The sequence below is a fragment of the Methylocapsa sp. S129 genome, from assembly GCF_009765995.1.
Taxonomy (GTDB): domain Bacteria; phylum Pseudomonadota; class Alphaproteobacteria; order Rhizobiales; family Beijerinckiaceae; genus Roseiarcus.
The window spans coordinates 24,489-46,104 of sequence record NZ_LMUI01000024.1 but is presented as its reverse complement, the minus strand read 5'-3'; the positions used below and the strand labels follow the sequence as shown (position 1 = coordinate 46,104).

Genomic DNA, 21,616 nt, shown 5'->3' with positions numbered 1-21,616 from the left:
CGCCGCGATCGCGCATCGGCGGTGAACGCGGTCATCGACCGCGCTACAAGGGTTAGCGCCTCTCGCTGTCGAGATGCGCCATGGCCGCGGCGGGATAGCGCTCGCCTTTGGCGGCGCCCTTGGGAGCGGCTTGTTCGATCGCATGGAGATCGGCTGGCGTCAGGGTCAGCGCGAGAGCGCCCGCCGATTCCGCCCATTGCGCGCGCCGTCTGGCGCCGATGATCGGCGCGATGTCGGGCCCCTGCGCCAGCACCCAGGCGATCGCGATCTGGGCGACGCTTGCGCCGCGCGCCGTTGCGACCTCGCGCAAGGCCTCGACCAGCGCCAGATTGTGATCAAGGTTGTCGCCGGAAAAGCGCGTCGAGAAACGGCGGAAATCGGCGGTCTTTTCGCGCTCCTTCGACCAGTGGCCCGATATCAGGCCGCGCGCGAGCACGCCATAGGCGGTGACGCCAATGCCCAGTTCGCGGCACGTCGGCAAAATCTCGTCTTCGATTCCGCGCACGACCAGGGAATATTCGATCTGCAGATCGGCGATCGGGTGAACCGCGGCGGCGCGACGGATCGTGGCGGCGCCGACTTCCGACAGGCCGATATGCTTGATGTAACCCGCCTTGACCATGTCGGCCATCGCTCCGATCGTCTCTTCGATCGGCACGGCCGGATCGAGCCGGGCGGGGCGATAGATGTCGATATAGTCGGTTCGCAAGCGCTTCAGACTATAGGCGAGAAAATTCTTCACCGCGGCGGGACGCGCGTCATAGCTGACCCACCCGCCGGCCGGATCGCGCATGGCGCCGAATTTGACGCTAAGGATAACATCCCCGCGCCGCCGGCCCTGCAGGGCTTCGGCGATCAGCATCTCGTTATGGCCGGAGCCATAGAAATCGCCGGTGTCGACCAGGTTGACGCCCGCGTCGAGCGCGGCGTCGATCGTCAGCAGGCTCTCATTGCGGTCGGCGGGTCCATAGGCGTCCGACATGCCCATGCAGCCGAGACCCAGCGCGCCGACCGTCGGTCCGTTCGCGCCCAGTTTGCGTTGCGGCATCGTCATGATTCCAGCCTCCCGCTGCATAGAGTCTCCGTCGCCCTGTCTTGGCGCCGATTTGAACGGCGCCGAGAGGCTATTGCGGCCGCGCTTATGGCGGCCGGTCCCCGGACATCAGATCGCCATCCCACCTTTTACACCCGCTGTGGGCCTTGCGTCATCTCCGTCGCTTGGCGGCGTGATCGTCATGTCGCCAGAATTGTCCTATGAATCCTGGTCTTGGCGACGGTCCCGGGGTGGGCATGCGCTTTTTCAAAATCGCCGTGAGCGATTGCCCGCATGGCCTCGACGAATGGGAGCCCGCCAAGGCCGAGATCAAGGCGCTCGGCGCTTCCAGAACTTCGGGCCGGGATGATGGCGCGCCAGCGATGGGTCTCCCGGCGTCGGCAATCGCGGTTGTGCTTATCAGCGGGAGAACAGCTTTCGCCACCATGTCGCCTGTCTGCCCTCGGCGCCCGGAAAGGCGGCGTCGATTTTTTGAACGATTCGTTCCGCCGCGGCCTGAACGGTGGATTTGTCCGTTTTGGCGGAGATGAGCACCGCGACATATTTGACCGCGACCGGGCCTCTGGTGAAGAGATAGATGAAGGCATCGTCGGGCATTGCCGCGATCGCTTGACTGATCCCGCGCGTCATCTGATGGCCTTCGCCGAGCGCGCCCGCGAAAATGCCCCGCGCCGCGCCGAGCGCCTGACCCGAGGGGTAGCTATAGACGCGGCAGTCGCCGCCGATTCGCGCGGCGGTCTGGTTTTCCGGTTTGCCTTCGCATTTGGCTTGCAGCGTTTCGAGATGATAGGCGGTCGCCGATCGCGCGTCAGGAAACAGCCAGCGAATGTCGAAGAGCATCTGAAATGGGCTGCCTTCGCCGCCATCCCATTTCGTCATGCCGACCTTCAGCCCGCCGTGCTCGCGATAGGCTTGATCGCCCGGTTCGCTGAATCCAAGCCTGAGATCGCCGTAGAGCGTCATCGGGAAGGGCATGTCGCCGGCTTCGAGAAAGAGCGCGGAGAAAAGATCGTCGTGACTGCCGGCCATGTCAGATCCTCCTCGTCCTGGTTGGCTGCGCCAGGGATACGGTCCCCATCGCCCGAGCTGATTTATTCGCCGAGAGAGTATACCAATCGAACAAGAGCTCGAGATTCCGGCACTATTGCGGCTATGACCGGGCGGCGCGTCAGCGCCACCGCGGCGCATCCCTGGAGCCGGCGGCCTATCCCACGATTTCGAGCGCGATGCGCCCATTCACCGCGTCGCCATATTCGGTGATCGCTTCGACGATGATCCGGTGCGTGCCGGGCGTAAGATCGGCGGGCAGGCGTGCGGTCCACATATGCGAGGACGGCTCGGCCTTGATCCAGGACTTCTTCGTCGCCTCGTTGCGCGCGAACACTTCTTCGACAAACGGGTCGGGCATAGTCTGGCGCGCCATCGCGATGGGCGCGCGATCGCCGATCCGCATCGCAACTTTTGTCTTTGGGCCGCCGTCGAACACATTGGCGATGAGCGATGTCGCCGCGACCGCCGCGTACGCGATCGGCGAGCCCAGCAATTGTCCCTGTCGGAATTCGCGTTGCACTTCTTTCTGGGCGCTGTGGAACCGGCTGTCGATCGACAGGCGCATCTGGCGCCCGTTCGGCTCCTTGGCGGGCACGAAACGCGTCTTGTAGCTATTGCCGTCGATCGACAGGATATGGAACCCGTTCGGACTGCCGTCGCGGCTGTCGGCGCAGGCGACGCCGCGATGATCGAAAGGTCCGCTCCACCAGGAGCCCGACACTGCCGTCATCACATGATGATGGTGCGGTTCGGCGCCGGTCCAGCCGTCGGCCGCGTCGAAATAATGATGCTCGGTCGTATGGGTGTGGCCGGAGAAACTCACCGTGAACCGCCGGCCTTCGAACAGCGCGAACAATTCCTTCAGATTCTGCAGGTTCGTGCCGGGTTCCGAATCGAGATAATTGCGCAAGGGAATATGCAGCACCATGACGATGAGTTTGTCGGCCGGCGTTTGCGCGAGGACGTTCTTGATGAAGGCGAGTTGCGGCGCATCGAGGCGTCCCTCGTATTTACCGGCGTCATGCGGCTTCGTCGGGTCCGCGCCGAGATAGTCGACGTCGTCGAGCATCAGAAACAAGGCATCGGCGTAGGAGAACGCGTAATAATTGGGCCCGAATACGCGCTTGAATGTTTCGCGGCTGTAGTGGCGGTCTGGCGCCTCGAAATTCAGGTCGTGATTGCCGCCGATGTTCCACCAGGGAATGCCGATCGTCCCGATGATGAAATTGTAGCGGCCGTAGAGCGACAGATCGTCGAACATCACATCGCCCGCCGTAATGCCGAATTTCGCGGGCGTTCCGTTAAGCGCCTCGATCACATCCTCGCGGATGAAATCGACTTCCACCTCGGATTCGGGCTGCGGGTCGGTGAACAGCACGACCTCGAATTTTTTCGGCTCGTCCTGGCGCTTCAGTGCAAAATCGAGCGAAGCGGGCAGGGGATCGGTTGGCGCGATTCCAGCAAAGGTCAGATTGAGTTCGGCAGGCGAGCCTTTAGGCTGATGCAACCGGTAGAAGCGCGGCAATTGGGTCGCGGGATCGACGGGCGGCATGTAGCCGGAAGGCTTGATGACGCAAATGGCCGCGTCGTCGCGCAACGACAGACTATAGCGCCCCTCAGAATCGGTGACGGAGACATCCTCGCCATTGGAGACGAGAACGCCCGCGATTGCCGGATTTCCGTCGCCGGGCTTGCCGGATCCGTTTCGGTCCTCGAAAACAGTTCCGGCAATGTGAATGATCTCCGAAACCGCGGCGCCCTGCGCCTGCGCCGCTCCGGCCGGCGCCAGAGCCGCCGCCGCGGCGCCTGCCGCGCCAAGAAGAACATCGCGGCGCGTGACGCCGTTGGCTTGTTGCTCCGTCGTCATGACGTCTCCTTTTGGAATCAATGGTTCGTCGGCATTTCATCAAGCGCATGTGAAGCTTGGATGAAACAGGCCGCTCAGACCGCCATGTCGGCCGCTGCAGGATCGAGCAGCGCGCCTGTCGCTGTAATTCGTAATTCAAGATCATTGAAATAGAGGATAGTCGGCATTCAGTAGATGAAAACCGATTTGGCCAAAGTTGTTTATGTCCCGACCGTTCGAGAGCACAACGCAGCCCCGGCGGCTGATCGTGGAGAACGCCGCGAAGGAGCTGAAACCCTGGGTCGTGCCTTCATGGGCGACAATCTCGTCGCTATGTTGGGTGGAGATGAACCAACCCAGCGCCGCCATCATCCCTGGCTCTCCCAGCCGCCGCGTAGCCAGCATCATCGTCAGCGCGGGCGTCAAAGGACTGTTGCTTCGCCCGAGGCAGTTCTCAAGGAATACGAAGAGGTCGTTCACGGTGGAATTCAACGCCCCGGCTCCAGCAAGCGTCGGCATAGCCCAATCCGGCGTGGGATGGCGGCGATCGTCGTGGCCCTGCGCCTTCCGTGCTCGCATGGACGGCGTGAGGGTGATGCGCGTGCTTTCAAGCCCCAGCGGTTCGCATATACGCGCAATCACAAGGTCTTCGTAGCTTTGATCGGCGCGGCGCGCGAGCGCATGGCCAAGTAGGCCGAAGCCCAAATTAGCGTATGCGTAGTGGGAGCCTGGATCGAAAAGCAGCGTGTAGTTCGATAGGAAACTGTAGAGTTGCCCAAGGGTGTAGTCGGCAAAGAGATTGGCCGGGTCTTTCGGGTGGAGGTTGCCCGGCATGTTGGGCAAACCTGATGAGTAGGTGGCGAGGTCCAGCAGCGTGATCGCCTTGCCGCCGCGCTCTGGCATCTTCACCTCGGCGGGCAGATATCTCGCTACCGGATCCTCTAGCGCCACCTCGCCCCGATTGACCATGTCGGCCAACAGCAGGGCCGTGAACACCTTTGTGATCGAACCGATCTCGAAAACAGTATCGCCGTCAATAGGTCGCTCATCCGGTGTGTCCGGCCGGCCATCGGTGACAAGCCGGCGGCCGGAGGCGTCAAGCACGCCAGCAACCATCCCCGTGCTGTGCTGACCGACGTCGACGCGATTCTTCAGGATCGCGTAAATGGTATCGTCAGACGGCGTCTCAGCGGAAGCACGAGATCGCCCGCTGAGCGTCGCCAGGGCTCCAAGCAGAAACGCTCGGCGGTGCGGCATTGATCTAGCTCGTAGGTTCCAAGGAGCAATTATCGATCCGAGAGATTTGGATGGCAATCATCTATGACCCACCCGCCACCGCTAAGGTCATCTGCCACTACTGCGGCCCACACCGTATATTCGTGCAGAACTCAACCTTTAGTCCAGTCCGTTCAGCTTGCGGTCCCCGCGCGCTCCAGCGCGGCGGCGCAGGCGGCTTTCAACAGCGCGCAAACCGCGTCGCGCGAGCGGCCGGGCGCCATCATCGCGAACATCGCATGGCTGGTCAGCGCGAACATCATATCGACCGCGTCCCGCCGGCCGGGCGCGTTGCGCCGGTCGCCGCCGCCTATTCGTGCGACGAGAGCGGCGAGCAGCTTGCGTCGCTGCTCGTTGCGCTCGGCCATCGCCAGCGCGAATTCGGGATCGACGGCGGCCGCGGCGTGCAGCCGGCCGACGGCGGGATCAGCATCCCAGAATTCGCAGAAGAATTCGATCACGCGATCGAGGCCCACGCGTGGATCGGCCATCGCCGCGGCCTCGGCGAGGCGGGCGAAGCCGCCCAGCCGGGCGCGTTCGTCGAACACCGCCTCCAGCAATCCGCGGCGCGATCCGAACTGGTTGTAGACGGTCAGCCGCGTCACGCCGGCCGCCTTGGCCACCGCCTCCAGCGAAAAGGACGCGGCGTCGGCCTGTTCGCCCAGCAGTCGGCCGGCCGCGGCGACGACGCGCGCGCGCTTTTCGGCGGCGACCGAATCGCGGAGCGGGCTGACATAGGAACGCGGCGGCATGATCGCTCTGGCTATTTGAATGTACACACTGTATATCGTATTATATCACAGCTGGAGAATCCCCCATGCAGATCGCTCTCATGATAGCCGTGTCGCTCCATCTTCTGACCGCCACATTTTGGGCGGGGACGAGCGTCGCGCTCGCGCGCACGAACGGTGCCGGCGCCGAGCGGCTGTTGCGCCCGCAGATGGGCGCGGCGGTTCTTGCGGTGCTGTCGGGCGCCTACCTCTGGAGCCAGCTCCACCGCGACCTGTTCGAAAGGCCGGAACAGGTGCTGGCCGTCGGGATCATTTGCGCTTTTATCGCCGCCGGCGTCCAGGGCGCGATGGTCGGGAGCGCCATACGCAAACTCTCTGTGCGCGCGATCGACGAAGCGACGGCGCGATCGCTCATTCTCCTGGCGCAGCGCATCGCGTCCGGGCTGCTGGCGGTGACGATCATCTGCATGGCGGCGGCGCGCTATGTCTGAGAGCCGCCGCGACTTGTCGGGACGGACGCTTTTGTCAGCTCTCACTCGAGAGTAAGGCATTCACGGCGATGCGCCTGTTCCATTTCAGCGATGACCCCAACATCAAAATATTCACGCCGCGGCCTGTGCGCGTCGCAGTCGACAGGCCCGCGGGACAGGAGTGGCTGAACGGTCCTCTCGTCTGGGCGACAAGCGAGGCCTTTGAGCTGCTGTACCTATTCCCTCGCGAATGTCCGAGGATCGTGATCTGGCCGACGCCTGAAACGAGCCCCGAGGAAAAGCAGGCCTGGTTCGGCGACGGTTCTCGCCGCGCTATCGCTCACATCGAGCGCGTTTGGTTCGAACGGCTCAGAGCTGGCGTCATCTATCGTTACGAATTGCCCGTCTTCTCGTTTGAGGACGTCGATGAGGTGGGGATGTGGGTTTCGCGCATCGCGGTGAAGCCTGATGGCATGGAGGCCATCGTCGACATGCTGGCGGAATTGGACGCGCGAAACATAGAGCTGCGCGTGATGGAGAAGCTGACGCCATTGAAGGACATTTGGGGCGCCTCGCTCCATGCGAGCGGCATCCGGCTCAGGAATGCGCAGGATTGGGGCAAGCCCGGGTGGACGCATTCCAAGCCCGGCAGGCCTGTCGTTGTTTCACCGTCCGAAAGCTAGCGCGGATTTGGCGACAGGCGCTTATTTCTCCTATTTTTGCACGCTGTCGAGAAAGGCCGCGAGCCTGTTCTCGTAGTCCGCGTGATCAACGTCCCAGATTGCCGCGTGGCCGCCCTTGTCGGAAAACCAGACGGTCTTTGGACCTGTGTAGAGTTCAACGAGCGCCTGGGCTTGTCGATAGGAAACGATTTCATCCGCTTTGCTATGGATGAAATAGATCGGCGTCGATCTGGCGAGCGGCAGGGAATTTTCCGCACTGCTCAACCCGTCAAACCGGCCGCGCAGCATGGCGAGTTTGATGAGAAGATCGGCGGCCCAGTCCGGCAGGGATTGCGATTGGGGCGCTTCCCTGATGAGCTGCTGAAAGCTCGCCATCGGATTCTCCGCGATCGCGGCGGTGAGCCTGGGCATTTCCGGCAAAGCGATCAAAATCGACGCGGCGCCCACAGAGCTGCCCATCGCATAGAGTTTCTCGTATTTGTCCGTGAGATAGAGATAGGCGGAAAGAACGTCTCTCGATTCCCGTTGCCCATAGGTCAGCCCGGGCGCGGGACAGGGCGCTTCGCCCTGGCATCCCAAATCGAGCGTGAGAACGTCGAGATTCCGGCCAAGGAAGAAGGAAATATATTTCGTTTCCTCGCGCCGGTCGCTGCCGCCGGCGGGGACCAAGAGGATCGCGCCTTTTGCCGTCCCCCTGCCGTTTTCCGCCGAGCGAATGAGCCAGCCCGGCAGTTCATAGCCGTTGAAGGAAGGGACGCGAACCTCTTCGAATTTGAATTCGTGCGTGCTGCGCAGGTTGCCGCAATCCTTGCCCCAATATTTCGCCAGATCCGGCTTGCAGTCGGCGAGGTCCCTTGTCGCGCCGCGCCATACCGGAAAAAGCAATTGGTCGCTGGCGAACCAAAGTCCCGCACCCGACAAGACGAACACAGCGGCGAAGACGCCGAGAGCGAGCAGGCCGAGCTTACGAATCATAGCGCGACCCTCTTTTTACCAAGATTCTCCGAGCGCGACTTGGCGTGCGCCCCCACCGTCATGGCCGGGCTCGTCCCGGCCATCCACGCCGTGCTGCGAGCAGTAATCACCAAAGTTGTCCGCAACGGCGCCGCGTGCAGACGAATGCTACGCATTCGCTTGGGGATGGCCGGAACAAGTCCGGCCATGACGTCCCGAGGTTCGTGTATTCATGCGACTAAGGAATCGTATTTTCGGCGCTTCGGTATCAGCGACATGCTGGATCAACCGTGTCGCGAGCGTTGGTTCATCGGGATTCTGATCAGGGGATTCCCGGCATCTGCTCCTTGACGCCTTGCAGCCAGCGCAACGATCCGGGCGTGGTGAGAATCTCGCCTGTCTCGAGCAGCGTCTTGATTCCCGACAGGATCATCGGCCAGCCGCCATAGAGCTGGGCGTTGGCGCCCTCGCGCAATTGATCGTGGGTGACTTTCAGCAGGCAGGAATCGCCAACCGGCTCGATCTCCCAGGTCACCCGCGAGGTTCCCTCGCTCTTGGCTTCCGCGCTCCACAAAGCCCGGTAGCTCTGGACGAGCCGGCGCGGCGGGTCGACCTCGAGATTTTCGCCATCGAAGATCAATGCGCCGCCGCCGGCGCCTTTGTAGCGGGAGCCGGACGTCCAGTCTGAGGTCACGACCGCGCCGAAATTATATTGGCGCCGCATCTCGGTATCGGTGATCGCATGCCACAGGCGCTCGGGCGTCGTTTTGATGTAGATTTCGAATATCTTTTCCATCGTCCTGTTCTCCAATGTGTGTTTCAGGCCGCTCAGCGTCGCGACCCAGGGCTCGGCGAATTTGCTCACCCACCGATCATGGATGAGCCGGATCGGCACGGCGTTGAGGAAATGCAGCTTTTCGCGCCCGCGCCGCCGAGTGACGACGACGCCAGCCTCTTCGAGCACTTTCAGGTGCTTCATGACGCCAAAGCGCGTCATCGGCAGCCGCGCTTCGAGCGCGCCCAGCGTTTGCCCATCCTCCCGGAACAGTTCGTCGAGCAGGCTGCGGCGGGTCGGGTCGGCGAGGGCTTTGAAGACATCGTCCATGGGGGTGAGAATAGGTGACTATATGGTCACATGTCAAGACGCATTCGCATGCCCCAATTTAGCGGCCTCCTGTAGGCGCGATCGTTGATCGCGTCCGGCGCAAGCGCCTTATTTCCGATAATTTGCGGGCGGCGGAAGAGCGCGATCAGCGATCGCGCCTACAAGCCACCCCGCCCTTCCCACATCGCCCTTTCGCCCCCATATTGGCGCTATGTCCAAGCCCCCCAAATCGGCGTCGCGTCCGACGCGTCCCAAAGCGTCGAAGCCTGAGGTTCATCCGCTCGGCGACCATCTCGCCGCGCTGCTCAATCCCGCGTTGCTGGAGAAGCCGCCGGGCTTCGCTGAGGCGCCGCAGGCGCGCTTCGAACCGGCGCCTTACGACGATGCCGACGGCGATCATCCGCGCGGCATGACTGGCGCGGCGGCGACCGTTGAATCGTTGAAGAGCCTACTTGAGCTCGGCGATCCCAATCTGCGCGGCGCTCGGCCATGGACGCCGCATCGCCCGGCCCGGCCCGACAAGTCGGAAGGCGGCCGCGCGTTCAAGATCGTTTCCGAATATGAGCCCAAGGGCGACCAGCCCGAGGCGATCAAGGAACTGGTCGCGGGCATTTCCACGCATGATCGCGACCAGGTGCTGCTCGGCGTCACCGGTTCGGGCAAGACCTTCACCATGGCGCAGGTCATCGAAAAGACCCAGCGTCCGGCGCTGATCCTGGCGCCCAACAAGACGCTCGCCGCCCAGCTCTATGGCGAGTTCAAGAGCTTCTTTCCCGACAATGCCGTCGAATATTTCGTTTCGTACTACGATTATTACCAGCCCGAAGCCTATGTGCCGCGCACCGACACCTATATCGAGAAGGAATCCTCGATCAACGAGCAGATCGACCGCATGCGCCATGCCGCGACGCGCTCGCTGCTGGAGCGCGACGACGTCATCATTGTCGCCTCGGTCTCCTGCATCTACGGCATAGGCTCGGTCGAAACCTATACGGCGATGACCTTTTCGCTGAAGCTGGGCGAGAAGGTCGACCAGCGCCAGCTCGTCGCCGATCTCGTCGCGCTGCAATACAAGCGCTCGCTCGGCGATTTCACGCGCGGCGTGTTCCGCGTGCGCGGCGACACGATGGAAATCTTCCCCGCCCATTATGAAGACCGCGCCTGGCGCATCGGCTTCTTCGGCGATGAGATCGAGTCGATCGCCGAATTCGATCCGCTGACCGGCAAGAAAACGCAGGACCTCGAATTCGTCAAAGTCTACGCCAACAGCCATTATGTGACGCCGCGTCCGACACTGCTGCAATCGATCAAGGCGATCAAGGAGGAGCTCAAAACCCGCCTCGATCAGCTTCATGCCGGCGGACGCCTGCTGGAGGCGCAAAGGCTGGAGCAGCGCGCCACTTTCGATCTCGAAATGCTGGAGGCGACCGGCTCCTGCGCCGGCATCGAGAATTATTCGCGTTATCTCACGGGGCGCCGGCCCGGCGAGCCGCCGCCGACTCTCTTCGAATATCTGCCCGATAACGCTTTGGTGTTCACCGACGAAAGCCATGTCACCGTGCCGCAGATCGGCGCGATGTATAAGGGCGATTATCGGCGCAAGGCGACGCTCGCCGAATATGGCTTCCGCCTGCCGTCCTGCATGGACAATCGCCCGCTGCGCTTCGAGGAATGGGAGGCGATGCGCCCGCAGACCGTGCATGTCTCGGCGACTCCCGGCAAATGGGAAATGGAGCGCACCGGCGGCATCTTCGTCGAGCAGGTGATCCGCCCGACCGGCCTGATCGATCCGCCGGTCGAAGTGCGCCCGGCGCGCAACCAGGTCGATGACCTCCTCGGCGAGGTGAAGGCCGTGGCGTTGCGTGGCTATCGCACTTTGGTGACGACGCTGACCAAGCGCATGGCCGAAGATCTTACGGAATATCTGCATGAGCATGGCGTGCGCGTGCGCTACATGCATTCGGATATCGACACGATCGAGCGCATCGAAATCATCAGGGATTTGCGCCTGGGCGCCTTCGACGTGCTGATCGGCATCAATCTGTTGCGCGAGGGCCTCGACATTCCCGAATGCGCGCTCGTCGCCATTCTCGACGCCGACAAGGAAGGTTTTCTGCGCTCGGAGACGTCGCTGGTGCAGACGATTGGGCGCGCGGCGCGCAATGTCGATGGCAAGGTGGTGCTCTACGCCGATTCGATCACCGGCTCGATGGAGCGCGCGATGGCCGAGACGACGCGGCGGCGCACAAAGCAGGAGGCGTATAATGCCGAGCATGGCATCACGCCAGCCTCGATCAAGCGCGGCATCGCCGATATTCTCGGTTCGGTCTATGAAGCCGATCATGTTACGGTCGACGCGGGGATGGCGGGCGGCGGCAGGGACGGCGTGCTGGTCGGGCACAATCTGAAAGCGACGATCGCCGATTTCGAAAAGCGTATGAAGGAGGCGGCGGGCAATCTTGAATTCGAAGAGGCCGCGCGCCTGCGCGACGAAATCAAGCGCCTGCAAATGGTCGAGCTGACGGTCGGCGACGATCCGCTGGCGCGCCAGTCGGCGATCGAGGCGATCGCCGGCGGCTATCAGGGCGAGCGCAAATTCGGCAGGGCCGCCAACACGCCCGCCAGCCGTGCGCATAAACCGACCGACGCGGATATGGGCCCGCATAATTGGGGCGGCGGCGAAGCGCGGCCGAGCGGCGGGGCGATGAAGCAAAGGCGTGGCAGGAGATGAGCGCGGCGCCTCAGTAATAGCGCGGGATCGGGCCGTTATGCGGAGTCATGCGGTCCGACAGGTCGAACATCAGCTCGTCTACGTAGCACCAGCCCCAGCCTTCGGGCGGATCATAGCCTTCGATGATGGGATGCTGGGTCGCATGAAAATGCTTGGTCGCGTGCTGGCCGGGCGACTGGTCGCAGCAGCCGACATGGCCGCACGCGCGGCAGATGCGAAGATGGAGCCAGGCGTCGCCGGTCTTCAGGCATTCCTCGCAGCCGAGCGCGCTGGGCGTCACCGTGCGAATGGTCTTGAGATGGGTGCAATGGTTCGCCATGGCGGCTCCCTTTGGTCAGAGGCTGGGGCTTCTGGAATCGGCGAGAAAGCCGTGCAGCGCCTGCACGACCTGCGCGCCTTCGCCGATCGCGGCGCCGACGCGTTTGACGGATCCGGAGCGGACGTCGCCGACGGCGAATACGCCGGGCACGGAGGATTCGAGCGGCATCGCCGGACGATTTCCAGCGCCGCCGCAATGCGGGCCGGTCATGATGAAGCCCGCCTTGTCGACGACGACGCCGCAGCCATCAAGCCAGGCGGTGGCGGGATCGGCGCCGACGAACAGGAAGACGTTGCGGATCGGCGCCTCCGCCTCGGCGCCGGCGCCGCGATCGCGCCAACGGACCTGTTCGAGGCCGCCGTCCGGCGCGCCTTCGAGGGCGACGATCTCGGTCTGAATCATCAATTCGATATTGGGCGTCGCGGCGATCCTGTCGATCAGATAGCGCGACATGCTTTCGGCGAGGCCCGCGGCGCGCACCATCATGCGCACCTTGGCGGCATGGGCGGATAGAAAGACGGCGCCCTGGCCCGCCGAATTGCCGCCGCCGACCAGGATCACCTCTTCGCCCGCGCAGAGCCGCGCCTCGATCGGCGAAGCCCAATACCAGATTCCGCGCCCCTCGAAGCGCGCGAGGTCGGCGATCGCCGGGCGGCGATAGCGGGCGCCGCTGGCGACCACCACGGTGCGCGCATGGACGCGGCCGCCGTCCTCAAGTTCGAGGCCAAGGGCGCCGTTGGCGCGCGAACAATCGAGCGTCTTCACGACAGCGGGAATCAGCATTTCGGCGCCGAATTTCGCCGCCTGGACATAGGCTCGGCCGGCGAGCGCCTGGCCGGAAATGCCGGTGGGAAAGCCGAGATAATTCTCGATGCGCGCGCTGGCGCCCGCCTGGCCGCCAAAGGCGCGCGCGTCGAGCACGACCACCGACAGGCCCTCCGAGGCCGCATAGACGGCGGTCGCCAGGCCCGCCGGCCCGGCGCCGACCACCGCTACGTCATAGGTGAAATCCTGGCGCGGCGCGTCGGTCATTCCCAGCCGCCGCGCAAGAACGGCCTCGGTCGGATTATGCAGGATCGCGCCGTCGGGACAGACGACAAGCGGCAGGCCGCCCGCCTCGGAAGCGTAGCGCGCGATCAGGTCGCTCGCCTCCTGCTCGCTCGCCGGGTCGAGCAGATGATGGGGATAGCCGTTGCGGCTGAGAAACCCCTGCAGCCGGACGACATCGGCCGAGGCGGGCGAACCAATCAGCACCGGGCCCCCCGCGCCCGTGCCGATCAAGCTGACGCGGCGCAAGATCAGCGCGCGCATGATGCGTTCGCCAAGGTCGGCTTCGGCCACCAGCAGCGAACGGACCCCGGCGGAGGGAATCAGCAGGGTCTCGACTTCGCCTTCCGCGACGCCGTCGACCAGAGCCGCGCGGTCCGAAAGCTGACCGATCTCGGCGAGGAACTGGCCGGGCCCCTGCTCGACCACCGGCGTGACGTGGCCGATGCCGTCGCGTTGCGTGATGGCGACATGGCCGGACAGGACGATGAACATGCCGGGCCCCGGCTTGCCGGTCTCGAACAGCTTTTCGCCGTCGGCATAGCAGCGCAACGTTCCAAAGCGGCGCAGGCGGTCGATTTCCTTGCCGGTGAGGACTGGGAAAGTCTCGTCATAGCGCGGGCCATGCGCCGGGAAAGGAACCGCCATCGTCAAAGTCGTAGCCATTGCCCCTCGCAGAGTTAGGCGTGTTGCAGGCGTATCCTATCGGACCGGATGCGCCAAGGAGCGGGGCGCTCTTCCCTTCCGCCTTCGGCGGGAGAAGGCGGCGCGCAGCGCCGGATGAGGGCGGTGAAGCCGGGTGCGACCCAAACTGCCGCGTCCATTTTCGCATCATCACGCCGATAGGCCCTCATCCGACCCGACTTCGTCGGGCCACCTTGTCCCGCCGAAGGCGGGAGAAGGGGTGTTCGCCCCCGCCGGCAGTTATACAAATTCCCCACATTTCCCCCTTCCACGCGCCGATAATGCGCCTAAATAACAGTCATGCCGCTTCATGCGGCAAATCCATCATCGTTTGGGCCGGTCGGCGTCGCTTCGGGGCGCGGCCGGAGCCGAGGAGAGAACGAAATGAATTTGGAAAAATACACGGAGCGCGCAAGGGGATTCATCCAGAGCGCGCAATCTTTGGCGCTTCGCGAAGGCCATCAGCAATTCACCCCCGAGCACCTGCTCAAGGTGTTGCTCGACGACGACCAGGGCCTGTCGGCCGGGCTGATCGACAAGGCGGGCGGCCGCTCGCGCGACGCGCTCGCCGCGGTCGAGCTTGCCTTGGCCAAACTCCCCAAGGTGCAGGGCTCGGGCGCCGGCCAGCTTTATCTCGCGCCGACCACGGCGCGCCTGTTCGACAATGCCGAGAAGATCGCGCAGAAGGCGGGCGATTCCTTCGTCACCGTCGAACGCCTGCTGCTCGCCATCGCGATGGAGAAAGGCGCGGAAGCCGCCAAGATTCTCGCCGCCGCCGGCGTTTCCGCCCAGACCTTGAACGCCGCGATCGAAGATCTGCGCAAGGGCCGCTCGGCCGATTCGGCGAGCGCCGAGAACGCCTATGACGCGCTCAAGAAATATGCGCGCAACCTGACGGACGCCGCCCGCGCCGGCAAGCTCGATCCGGTGATCGGCCGCGACGAGGAAATCCGCCGCACCATCCAGGTTTTGTCGCGCCGCACCAAGAACAATCCGGTGCTGATCGGCGAGCCCGGCGTCGGCAAAACCGCGATCGTCGAAGGCCTCGCTCTGCGCATCGTCAATGGCGACGTGCCGGAATCCCTGAAAGACAAGAAGCTGCTCGCGCTCGATATGGGCTCGCTCATCGCCGGCGCGAAATATCGCGGCGAATTCGAGGAGCGGTTGAAAGCCGTGCTCAACGAGGTGACCGCGGCCGAGGGCGGCATCATTCTGTTCATCGACGAAATGCATACGTTGGTCGGCGCGGGCAAAGCGGACGGGGCGATGGACGCCTCGAACCTGCTCAAACCCGCTCTGGCGCGCGGCGAATTGCATTGCATCGGCGCGACCACGCTCGACGAATATCGCAAACATGTCGAAAAGGACGCCGCGCTCGCGCGCCGCTTCCAGCCTGTGTTCGTCTCCGAGCCGACGGTCGAGGATACGATTTCGATCCTGCGCGGCCTCAAGGACAAATACGAGCTGCACCATGGCGTGCATATCACCGACGCGGCGATCGTCGCGGCGGCGACTTTGTCGAACCGCTATATCGCCGACCGTTTCCTGCCGGACAAGGCGATCGATCTCGTCGACGAGGCCTCGTCGCGCCTGCGCATGCAGGTCGATTCCAAGCCCGAGGAGCTTGATGAATTCGACCGGCGCATCATCCAGCTCAAGATCGAGCAGGAGGCGCTGAAGAAAGAGACGGACGCGGCTTCCAAGGATCGCCTGAAGAAGCTGTCGACAGAACTGGCCGATCTCGAGGAGAAGTCGGCCGCGCTGACGGCGCGCTGGCGCGCGGAGAAGGACAAGCTTGGCGCGGCGCAGAAGGTCAAGGAGCAGCTCGAAGCGGCGCGCAACGAACTCGCCGAGGTGCATCGCAAAGGCAATTATCAGCGCGCGGGCGAACTGACCTATGGCGTCATCCCCGAACTCGAAAAGAAACTCGCCCAGAGCGAAGAGGCGAGCGCCGACAACCTTGTCGACGAAGCGGTGACGCCCGACATGATCGCGCAGGTTGTGTCGCGGTGGACCGGCGTGCCGGTCGACAAGATGCTGTCGGGCGAGCGCGAGAAGCTTCTTAAGATGGAGGCGGAGCTGGCCAAGCGCGTCGTCGGCCAGAGCGAGGCGGTGACGGCGGTCGCCACCGCCGTGCGCCGCGCGCGCGCGGGCCTGCAAGACCCGCATCGCCCGATCGGCTCGTTCATGTTCCTGGGGCCGACGGGCGTCGGCAAGACCGAGCTGACCAAGGCGCTGGCGTCGTTCCTGTTCGACGACGACACGGCGATGGTGCGCATCGACATGTCCGAATATATGGAGAAGCACTCGGTCTCGCGTCTGATCGGGGCGCCGCCCGGCTATGTCGGCTATGACGAGGGCGGCGCGCTCACCGAGGCGGTGCGCCGGCGCCCCTATCAGGTCGTTTTGTTCGACGAGATCGAAAAGGCGCATCCCGACGTCTTTAACGTGCTGCTGCAGGTGCTCGACGACGGCCGCCTGACTGATGGCCAGGGCCGCACGGTCGACTTCCGCAACGTGCTGATCGTGATGACCTCCAATCTCGGTTCGGAATATCTCGTCGCCCAAAAAGAGGGCGAGGATTCCAAGGCGGTCGAGGGCGAGGTGATGCATGTCGTGCGCGGTCATTTCCGCCCCGAATTCCTCAACCGCGTCGACGAGATCATCCTGTTCCACCGCCTGGCGCGCGAGGATATGGCGGCCATCGTCGACATCCAGTTCCAGCGGCTGGCCAAACTGCTGGAGGATCGCAAGATCGTTCTGGAGCTCGACGCGAAGGGCCGGCAATGGCTCGCCGACAAGGGCTATGACCCGAGCTACGGCGCCAGGCCGCTGAAACGCGTCATCCAGAAATCGGTGCAGGACCCGCTCGCGCAATTGCTGCTGGCGGGGGAACTGGCCGACGGGTCCGTGGTCAAGATCGGCGCGTCGCATGGCGCGCTGATGATCAACGGCAAGGCGATCGGCGGCAGCGCCGAAGCTGAGGCGTCGAGGGGCGGCAAGGCGACGACGGTAGTGAGCTTCCCCAAGGGGGCGTGAGGGGGCAGGCTCATCTTCCTCCCTTGCGGGGGAAGAGGGGGTAGCCGGCGACCGGCGGTGAACTTTCCCAAGTGGGTTCTTGCCGTATCGTCCGCACTCCCTATGCGCGCAGGCGTTCGGCTGGTGCAAGATGGTCCCGCGCGGCAGCGGCTTCCGCGCGGGTCAAATAGCCGAGACGCCAGGTTTTCGTCGTGCTGCGCCAAAAGAGAAAACCGGTCGGCAGCAATACGGCCATCAGCAAGAGCGACCAGATGAGGCCATCCATTTTGGTGACTTCTGCGTCGCCAATGAAAGATTGGTAGCCGAGCAGCATCGCCGTGAGGTCGACGGCTTTCTCCTCGTGCTGCAGCCTGTGGTCCATCGCGGAAAGAACGGCATGCGAGAGTTCGTGCGAAAATCCGGCGACGACGCACACGAACGATTTGGCTTCCAACACGTCGCGGCGCGCATTGACGATCACGCGCGTCTCGCGGAACTCCGCGGTTCCACGGCGCGGCATCGGCTGCGGAATTTCGATCCACATCGGCGGGGACGAATCGGGTGCGTCGACAATGCGCAGGCCGACGCGAAGATCGAGCCGCATTGAATTCTTGATCCAGCCCAGCATGGCCGCATAGTCTTGGCGATCGTAGAGGGTTTTCAGCACGCTCGAATCGATCGGCGGCGCCGCCGCGAAGGAATTCTGCAATTCATCGAGATAATCGCGAATGAGATAGCTCATTCCGCCCCGCGCCAATTGTGTGACGGCCCCAAGCGTATTTCTACCCATGCGCGACGGGGGAGTCATCCTGCTGAGGCATGTGATCGGAGGGGTGGCGCAGGGGCCGCATGCAATGCTGCGGGCGGGTGAAATTCTGATTTCGCGGAAACCCTCGACGTTGATTGTAAGGTGTTTCTACCTTACAATGTTGATCAAGAACACGAGGCTTCCCCATGTCTACCCTCAAAGTCACCGCTAAGGGACAAGTCACTTTGCGCCAGGATGTCCTCAAACATCTTGGCGTGCAGCCCGGCGAGAAAATCAATGTGGAAAAGCTTCCCGATGGTCGGGTCGAAGTGAAGGCCCTGCGCTCGAAGGGCAAGATTTCTGATGTCTTCAATTTCTTGAAGAAAGAGAAGGGCCGACCTCTGTCGATCGCAGAGATCAATGAATTGGCCGCCGACGGCTGGGCCGGCAAACGGTGAAGATCACAGCCGATACGAATGTTCTGGTTCGCGCGATAACCGGCGACGACGAGCGGCAAAGCCGCATTGCTCAGAGAGAGTTGGCGCGTGCGGAAATGGTCGCGTTGGCGCTGTCGACATTGTGTGAGCTCTCCTGGGTGTTGTCGCGGGGCTACAAGACGCCGGCGGGCGAAATTGCGGAGACGATCCGACGACTGATCGATGGCGCCAACGTCGCGGTGAATCGCCCTGCAGTGCAGGCTGGGTTGGCGCTGCTGGAAGCAGGCGGCGATTTCGCCGATGGAGTCATCGCTTTTGAAGGCGCTTGGCTCGGAGCGGAAGCCTTTGTCTCTTTTGATAAGCAGGCGGTGAAGCTGCTGAAGGCGAGGGGCGAGTCCGCTCGTCTGCTTTCTTAGCCTGGAGCCTGTTCCTGACCGAACGCTCCCCCGTCATCGCGAGGGAGCGTAGCGACGAAGCGATCCAGGCTAAGCTCTGGCAGCCTTCGTCTGGATCGCTTCGCTGTCGCTCGCGATGACGGGCGCGTGTTTCACGTTGATTGGGGCGCCGCGGGAAACGGCGTTGCTCGATCATCGCGGATTACGCGGGCGGAGTCTCCGAGACGAGGATGCGCTCTCTCGCCTGCGCGTCTCCCACAAGGGCAAGCCCATAAGTCTCCGCCACGAACTGGCGATCGCTGGCGGCGATTTCGTCGAGCGCCTTTATCGCAGGGGCGCTGAGCGCCCAGGTCCTGCGTCGCGACATCGATGAAAGCATGGCGAGCGGCTGCCGGCACAAGATTGACAGCAGCGAAAGCGCCGCCCAGCCAGCCAAGCTGTCGCCTCGCGCGACGGTGCGCTTGATCGCGACATTGGCGCGGCGCAGCGCTTCAATATTGCCGGGGAGGAGCGAAACGCGGTTGCGATGGCGGCCCGTTCCAGCCAGGCTTTCATCGAACCCGCAATGGCGGAGGATCGCCGGCGTCACATCGATCTGCGCGTCATAATCGATGACGTGGATGCGCTCAGCGCCGAAAGCCTCCTGCCAGATCAGCAGGGTTTCGCGCATGCTCATATAGCGGGTGACGGGGATCAGCACGCTGCGCGCATATTCCTCGATCGTGAGCCAGCCGCCGGCCGTCACATGGGTGTTGTAGGCCGACAGGAAGCGGCCGTGCAGGCTGCGCAAGGTTATGACGATCCGCGGCTCGTAACGGCTGAAATCGGTCGCGAGCCGCAGCGCCTCGGGGCGATCGAAGTGCTTGGAGAAATGTTCGGAGCTGATGAGAACGGTCCCGGCCTGGGTCGCATCGATCTCGCCCGCAAGGTCGCGCACCGCCTCCGTTCGATGAGACCATCGCAGCGCGAGCGAAGGACCTTCCGGCCGGTGTGCGATATAACTGGCGACCAGCGGCGAATGGTTTCTATGCCGCCCAAGCTGATTTCCGGGATAAAGAATTCCGCGGCGCCTGAGCAAGTCCCGATGCCGCCAGCAGAAATTTAGGAACGATGTGGTTCCGGTCTTGGTTTGGCCGATATGAAAAATCACTTTCGGCGTCATATTGTTTTCAACAACACAGAGCTCCTCCCGGTTTTTGTTTTACTTCAATAGCTTTAGGAGCGATCGTCAATTCTACGAGGTGCGCCGGCGGAAATGGAAGCTTCGCCGATCGCAGGCGCATACGCCGACGGAGCGCTAATCGCCGATGGGGTCATCGCCGTCGAAATCGCCTGGCTTGGCGCGGAAACCTTTGTCTCTTTCAACAAAAGGGCGGTGCAGCGACTGGAGGCGCGCGGCGAGTCCGCGCGTCTGCTTTCCTAATTGCGACGCGCCGCGATGGCGGGCGCCATATAGGTCGCTAATGCTGTCATAATGTCCCGCTTCCTCTTGGAGTCGCATTCGTTATCCAGCCGGCGGCGTCGTGAAAAACCATGGGTGGCCTTCGGGATTGCGCGCGGTATAGCTGCGCCCGTAGGGCAAGTCCTCGGGCGGTTTTTCGATCTCGGCGCCCGCCGCGTGCGCCCGTTGATAATGGGCGTCGGCATCGGCGAGATGCGAAGACGCCCTGCGTCGCGGCCTGCGTTTCGCTGGCGCTGAGCATCCGCTTTTCTTTGCTGCCTTGTCCCATCATGATGTGCTGGCCGTCCAGGCTCATCTTCTGGTTCTGGACGCCTGGTCCGCCATGATCGTCCTCCGACCCATCGCAGCGACGGCCTGCAGGCCGATTGATCTGCGCCGTCCTCCTCACCCGCCCGCAAAACTGCGCGGGGCGGGGCTCAGCACCGAGGCGGCGCCGTTGACGATCTGCATGACGGCGAGGCCGCGCTCGTCCGGCCCATCGAGGTGGAAGCGGAAGACGCCGTCCGCGCCGTTGAAGCCCGACGCATTGGTGAGAACCTTCTCGGTGAAGCGTTGCTGCCCCTGCGTGCGCGCCAGCGCCGCGACGAGAGAGACCGCGTCATAGGCGAGCGTCGCCAGTCGCGTCGGGTCAGTGTTGAACTTGGCGCGATAGCGCGCGGCGAAAGCGTTGAAGCCGGCGTTCTCGGGCGCCGCGAACCATGCGCCCTGCAGCGCGGGCAGTTTCAGGACGCGCGGGTCGTTCCAGATTCCCGTTCCAAGGATTTGCGTCTTTATGCCATTGGAGGCGAGCGCCGCATTGATGCCGTCCATGCCGTCCGCCTGGTCGGGAATGAACAGAGCGTCGATCTGATTGCCGACCGCGGCGATCTCCTTGGCGGCGACGGCGGCCTGACCGGGCGCATAACGGGCGATCGTCACCACGCGAAGGTTGAGGCGCGAGGCGGCCTGCTGGAATTCCGCGACGGCGATGTTGCCGTAATCGCTTTGCGGCGCCATGGCGGCGACGGACTGCTTTCCCTTCGATTTCGCATAATCCATGATCCGGTCGACATAGCCCTCGATCAGGAACGACAGGAGATAGACGCCGCGCGCGGCGACGCTGGTGTCGGTCGAAAAAGCGATGACCGGGCGGTTGGCGGCTTTGGCGATTCTGCCGACCTCGCGCACGCTGGGCGAGAACAGCGGGCCGATGAGCAGTTCCGCGCCCGCCCCGATCGCCGCCTGGGCGGCCTGGGCGGCGCCTTCGGGCGTCGAATGGTCGTCGAGGATCATCAGGGTCACGTCGCTCGCTCCCGATTCCTCCACCGCCAATTGGGCGGCGTTGCGCAGCGAGGCGCCGACCGCGCTGGGATTGCTCCCCTGGGTGAGCGGCAGGATCAGGCCGATGCGCACCGGGCCCGTGCCCAAGGTCTCTCCGACCGCGGCTGCGCCGTTGAGGGGCTGGGACTGCACCGGCGTCGTCGGCGCGGCCATCGAATTGTCGAAACTGGGCTCGCCGGTCGGGCCGCAGCCCGCCAGGGCCAGGGCCGCGCAACCGGCAAAAACGAGCGTGGCTGGCCTGGCGACAAGGCGCCCGAAGTTAGACAATGAGGCAAAAGCCGACATTC

General features: G+C 63.5%; 18 protein-coding genes and 2 pseudogenes. 7 read left to right on the top strand and 13 right to left on the bottom strand.

Annotated features, from left to right (window positions below; genetic code table 11):
- Positions 1-52: 52 nt before the first annotated feature.
- The 5 genes from GSQ90_RS15700 to GSQ90_RS15680 form a co-directional block, all read right to left on the bottom strand.
- Positions 53-1,048, bottom strand: coding sequence for an aldo/keto reductase (locus GSQ90_RS15700; RefSeq protein WP_158815904.1), 996 nt, complete (start codon positions 1,046-1,048; stop codon positions 53-55).
- A 405-nt stretch (positions 1,049-1,453) separates the two neighbouring features.
- A complete protein-coding gene (locus GSQ90_RS15695; protein WP_158815795.1) occupies positions 1,454-2,083 on the bottom strand; it encodes a hypothetical protein in 630 nt (209 codons plus the stop codon).
- Between the two features lie 175 nt (positions 2,084-2,258).
- Positions 2,259-3,971 carry a calcineurin-like phosphoesterase family protein gene (locus tag GSQ90_RS15690; protein WP_158815794.1) on the bottom strand — a complete coding sequence of 571 codons (1,713 nt, stop codon included), beginning with the start codon at positions 3,969-3,971 and terminating at the stop codon, positions 2,259-2,261.
- Between the two features lie 141 nt (positions 3,972-4,112).
- On the bottom strand, positions 4,113-5,207 hold the full coding sequence (locus tag GSQ90_RS15685) for a serine hydrolase (protein WP_158815793.1): 1,095 nt from the start codon (positions 5,205-5,207) through the stop codon (positions 4,113-4,115).
- A gap of 152 nt (positions 5,208-5,359) precedes the next feature.
- A complete protein-coding gene (locus GSQ90_RS15680; RefSeq protein WP_158815792.1) occupies positions 5,360-5,977 on the bottom strand; it encodes a TetR/AcrR family transcriptional regulator in 618 nt (205 codons plus the stop codon).
- A 65-nt stretch (positions 5,978-6,042) separates the two neighbouring features.
- Between GSQ90_RS15680 and GSQ90_RS15675 the strand changes: the two genes are divergently transcribed.
- Together GSQ90_RS15675 and GSQ90_RS15670 are read left to right on the top strand one after the other, a co-directional pair.
- The gene (locus tag GSQ90_RS15675) at positions 6,043-6,447 is read left to right on the top strand and encodes a hypothetical protein (protein WP_158815791.1); all 405 of its coding nucleotides are present in this window, start codon (positions 6,043-6,045) and stop codon (positions 6,445-6,447) included.
- 68 nt (positions 6,448-6,515) lie between these two features.
- Positions 6,516-7,109: a DUF6886 family protein gene (locus tag GSQ90_RS15670; RefSeq protein ID WP_158815790.1), complete on the top strand. Its 594-nt coding sequence runs from the start codon at positions 6,516-6,518 to the stop codon at positions 7,107-7,109.
- A 30-nt stretch (positions 7,110-7,139) separates the two neighbouring features.
- Here GSQ90_RS15670 and GSQ90_RS15665 read toward each other — a convergent pair whose 3' ends face one another.
- Both GSQ90_RS15665 and GSQ90_RS15660 read right to left on the bottom strand, forming a co-directional pair.
- The gene (locus tag GSQ90_RS15665; protein WP_158815789.1) at positions 7,140-8,084 is read right to left on the bottom strand and encodes an alpha/beta hydrolase; all 945 of its coding nucleotides are present in this window, start codon (positions 8,082-8,084) and stop codon (positions 7,140-7,142) included.
- 301 nt (positions 8,085-8,385) lie between these two features.
- Positions 8,386-9,168: a metalloregulator ArsR/SmtB family transcription factor gene (locus GSQ90_RS15660; protein ID WP_158815788.1), complete on the bottom strand. Its 783-nt coding sequence runs from the start codon at positions 9,166-9,168 to the stop codon at positions 8,386-8,388.
- 211 nt (positions 9,169-9,379) lie between these two features.
- Between GSQ90_RS15660 and uvrB the strand changes: the two genes are divergently transcribed.
- Positions 9,380-11,899: an excinuclease ABC subunit UvrB gene (gene uvrB / locus GSQ90_RS15655; RefSeq protein ID WP_158815787.1), complete on the top strand. Its 2,520-nt coding sequence runs from the start codon at positions 9,380-9,382 to the stop codon at positions 11,897-11,899.
- A 10-nt stretch (positions 11,900-11,909) separates the two neighbouring features.
- On the opposite strand, the gene GSQ90_RS15650 is transcribed toward uvrB, so the two are convergent.
- The gene (locus tag GSQ90_RS15650) at positions 11,910-12,218 is read right to left on the bottom strand and encodes a UBP-type zinc finger domain-containing protein (protein WP_158815786.1); all 309 of its coding nucleotides are present in this window, start codon (positions 12,216-12,218) and stop codon (positions 11,910-11,912) included.
- Between the two features lie 15 nt (positions 12,219-12,233).
- Positions 12,234-13,931: an FAD-dependent oxidoreductase gene (locus GSQ90_RS15645; protein WP_158815785.1), complete on the bottom strand. Its 1,698-nt coding sequence runs from the start codon at positions 13,929-13,931 to the stop codon at positions 12,234-12,236.
- Between the two features lie 402 nt (positions 13,932-14,333).
- Between GSQ90_RS15645 and clpB the strand changes: the two genes are divergently transcribed.
- The gene (gene clpB, locus GSQ90_RS15640; RefSeq protein ID WP_158815784.1) at positions 14,334-16,988 is read left to right on the top strand and encodes an ATP-dependent chaperone ClpB; all 2,655 of its coding nucleotides are present in this window, start codon (positions 14,334-14,336) and stop codon (positions 16,986-16,988) included.
- Between the two features lie 100 nt (positions 16,989-17,088).
- Here the strand turns inward: clpB and GSQ90_RS15635 are convergent, their stop codons facing one another.
- On the bottom strand, positions 17,089-17,709 hold the full coding sequence (locus tag GSQ90_RS15635; protein ID WP_158815783.1) for a hypothetical protein: 621 nt from the start codon (positions 17,707-17,709) through the stop codon (positions 17,089-17,091).
- A 212-nt stretch (positions 17,710-17,921) separates the two neighbouring features.
- Between GSQ90_RS15635 and GSQ90_RS15630 the strand changes: the two genes are divergently transcribed.
- Together GSQ90_RS15630 and GSQ90_RS15625 are read left to right on the top strand one after the other, a co-directional pair.
- Positions 17,922-18,173, top strand: a complete 252-nt coding sequence (locus tag GSQ90_RS15630) for an AbrB/MazE/SpoVT family DNA-binding domain-containing protein (protein ID WP_158815782.1) — start codon at positions 17,922-17,924, stop codon at positions 18,171-18,173.
- Positions 18,170-18,568, top strand: coding sequence for a type II toxin-antitoxin system VapC family toxin (locus GSQ90_RS15625; protein ID WP_158815781.1), 399 nt, complete (start codon positions 18,170-18,172; stop codon positions 18,566-18,568). Before GSQ90_RS15630 ends, GSQ90_RS15625 begins: the two co-directional genes overlap by 4 nt.
- Before the next feature lie 181 nt (positions 18,569-18,749).
- On the opposite strand, the gene GSQ90_RS15620 is transcribed toward GSQ90_RS15625, so the two are convergent.
- Positions 18,750-19,484, bottom strand: a complete 735-nt coding sequence (locus GSQ90_RS15620) for a hypothetical protein (RefSeq protein ID WP_158815780.1) — start codon at positions 19,482-19,484, stop codon at positions 18,750-18,752.
- Positions 19,485-19,838: 354 nt separating this feature from the next.
- On the opposite strand from GSQ90_RS15620, the pseudogene GSQ90_RS32870 reads away from it, so the two are divergent.
- Positions 19,839-19,970: pseudogene (locus tag GSQ90_RS32870) on the top strand (VapC toxin family PIN domain ribonuclease); the annotation flags it as partial.
- 81 nt (positions 19,971-20,051) lie between these two features.
- Here the strand turns inward: GSQ90_RS32870 and GSQ90_RS32865 are convergent.
- Both GSQ90_RS32865 and GSQ90_RS15615 read right to left on the bottom strand, forming a co-directional pair.
- Positions 20,052-20,186, bottom strand: a pseudogene (locus tag GSQ90_RS32865) (VOC family protein); the annotation flags it as partial.
- Between the two features lie 207 nt (positions 20,187-20,393).
- Complete coding sequence (locus GSQ90_RS15615; RefSeq protein WP_174247491.1) at positions 20,394-21,614, bottom strand: penicillin-binding protein activator; 1,221 nt, start codon at positions 21,612-21,614, stop codon at positions 20,394-20,396.
- Positions 21,615-21,616 lie beyond the last annotated feature (2 nt).

Bases quoted from the DNA above. Each gene is read 5' to 3' on its own strand.
- GSQ90_RS15700 (WP_158815904.1), bottom strand. From the start codon at position 1,048: ATGCCGCAACGCAAACTGGGCGCGAACGGACCGACGGTCGGCGCGCTG.
- GSQ90_RS15695 (WP_158815795.1), bottom strand. From the start codon at position 2,083: ATGGCCGGCAGTCACGACGATCTTTTCTCCGCGCTCTTTCTCGAAGCC.
- GSQ90_RS15690 (WP_158815794.1), bottom strand. From the start codon at position 3,971: ATGACGACGGAGCAACAAGCCAACGGCGTCACGCGCCGCGATGTTCTT.
- GSQ90_RS15685 (WP_158815793.1), bottom strand. From the start codon at position 5,207: ATGCCGCACCGCCGAGCGTTTCTGCTTGGAGCCCTGGCGACGCTCAGC.
- GSQ90_RS15680 (WP_158815792.1), bottom strand. From the start codon at position 5,977: ATGCCGCCGCGTTCCTATGTCAGCCCGCTCCGCGATTCGGTCGCCGCC.
- GSQ90_RS15675 (WP_158815791.1), top strand. From the start codon at position 6,043: ATGCAGATCGCTCTCATGATAGCCGTGTCGCTCCATCTTCTGACCGCC.
- GSQ90_RS15670 (WP_158815790.1), top strand. From the start codon at position 6,516: ATGCGCCTGTTCCATTTCAGCGATGACCCCAACATCAAAATATTCACG.
- GSQ90_RS15665 (WP_158815789.1), bottom strand. From the start codon at position 8,084: ATGATTCGTAAGCTCGGCCTGCTCGCTCTCGGCGTCTTCGCCGCTGTG.
- GSQ90_RS15660 (WP_158815788.1), bottom strand. From the start codon at position 9,168: ATGGACGATGTCTTCAAAGCCCTCGCCGACCCGACCCGCCGCAGCCTG.
- uvrB (WP_158815787.1), top strand. From the start codon at position 9,380: ATGTCCAAGCCCCCCAAATCGGCGTCGCGTCCGACGCGTCCCAAAGCG.
- GSQ90_RS15650 (WP_158815786.1), bottom strand. From the start codon at position 12,218: ATGGCGAACCATTGCACCCATCTCAAGACCATTCGCACGGTGACGCCC.
- GSQ90_RS15645 (WP_158815785.1), bottom strand. From the start codon at position 13,931: ATGGCTACGACTTTGACGATGGCGGTTCCTTTCCCGGCGCATGGCCCG.
- clpB (WP_158815784.1), top strand. From the start codon at position 14,334: ATGAATTTGGAAAAATACACGGAGCGCGCAAGGGGATTCATCCAGAGC.
- GSQ90_RS15635 (WP_158815783.1), bottom strand. From the start codon at position 17,709: ATGAGCTATCTCATTCGCGATTATCTCGATGAATTGCAGAATTCCTTC.
- GSQ90_RS15630 (WP_158815782.1), top strand. From the start codon at position 17,922: ATGTCTACCCTCAAAGTCACCGCTAAGGGACAAGTCACTTTGCGCCAG.
- GSQ90_RS15615 (WP_174247491.1), bottom strand. From the start codon at position 21,614: ATGTCGGCTTTTGCCTCATTGTCTAACTTCGGGCGCCTTGTCGCCAGG.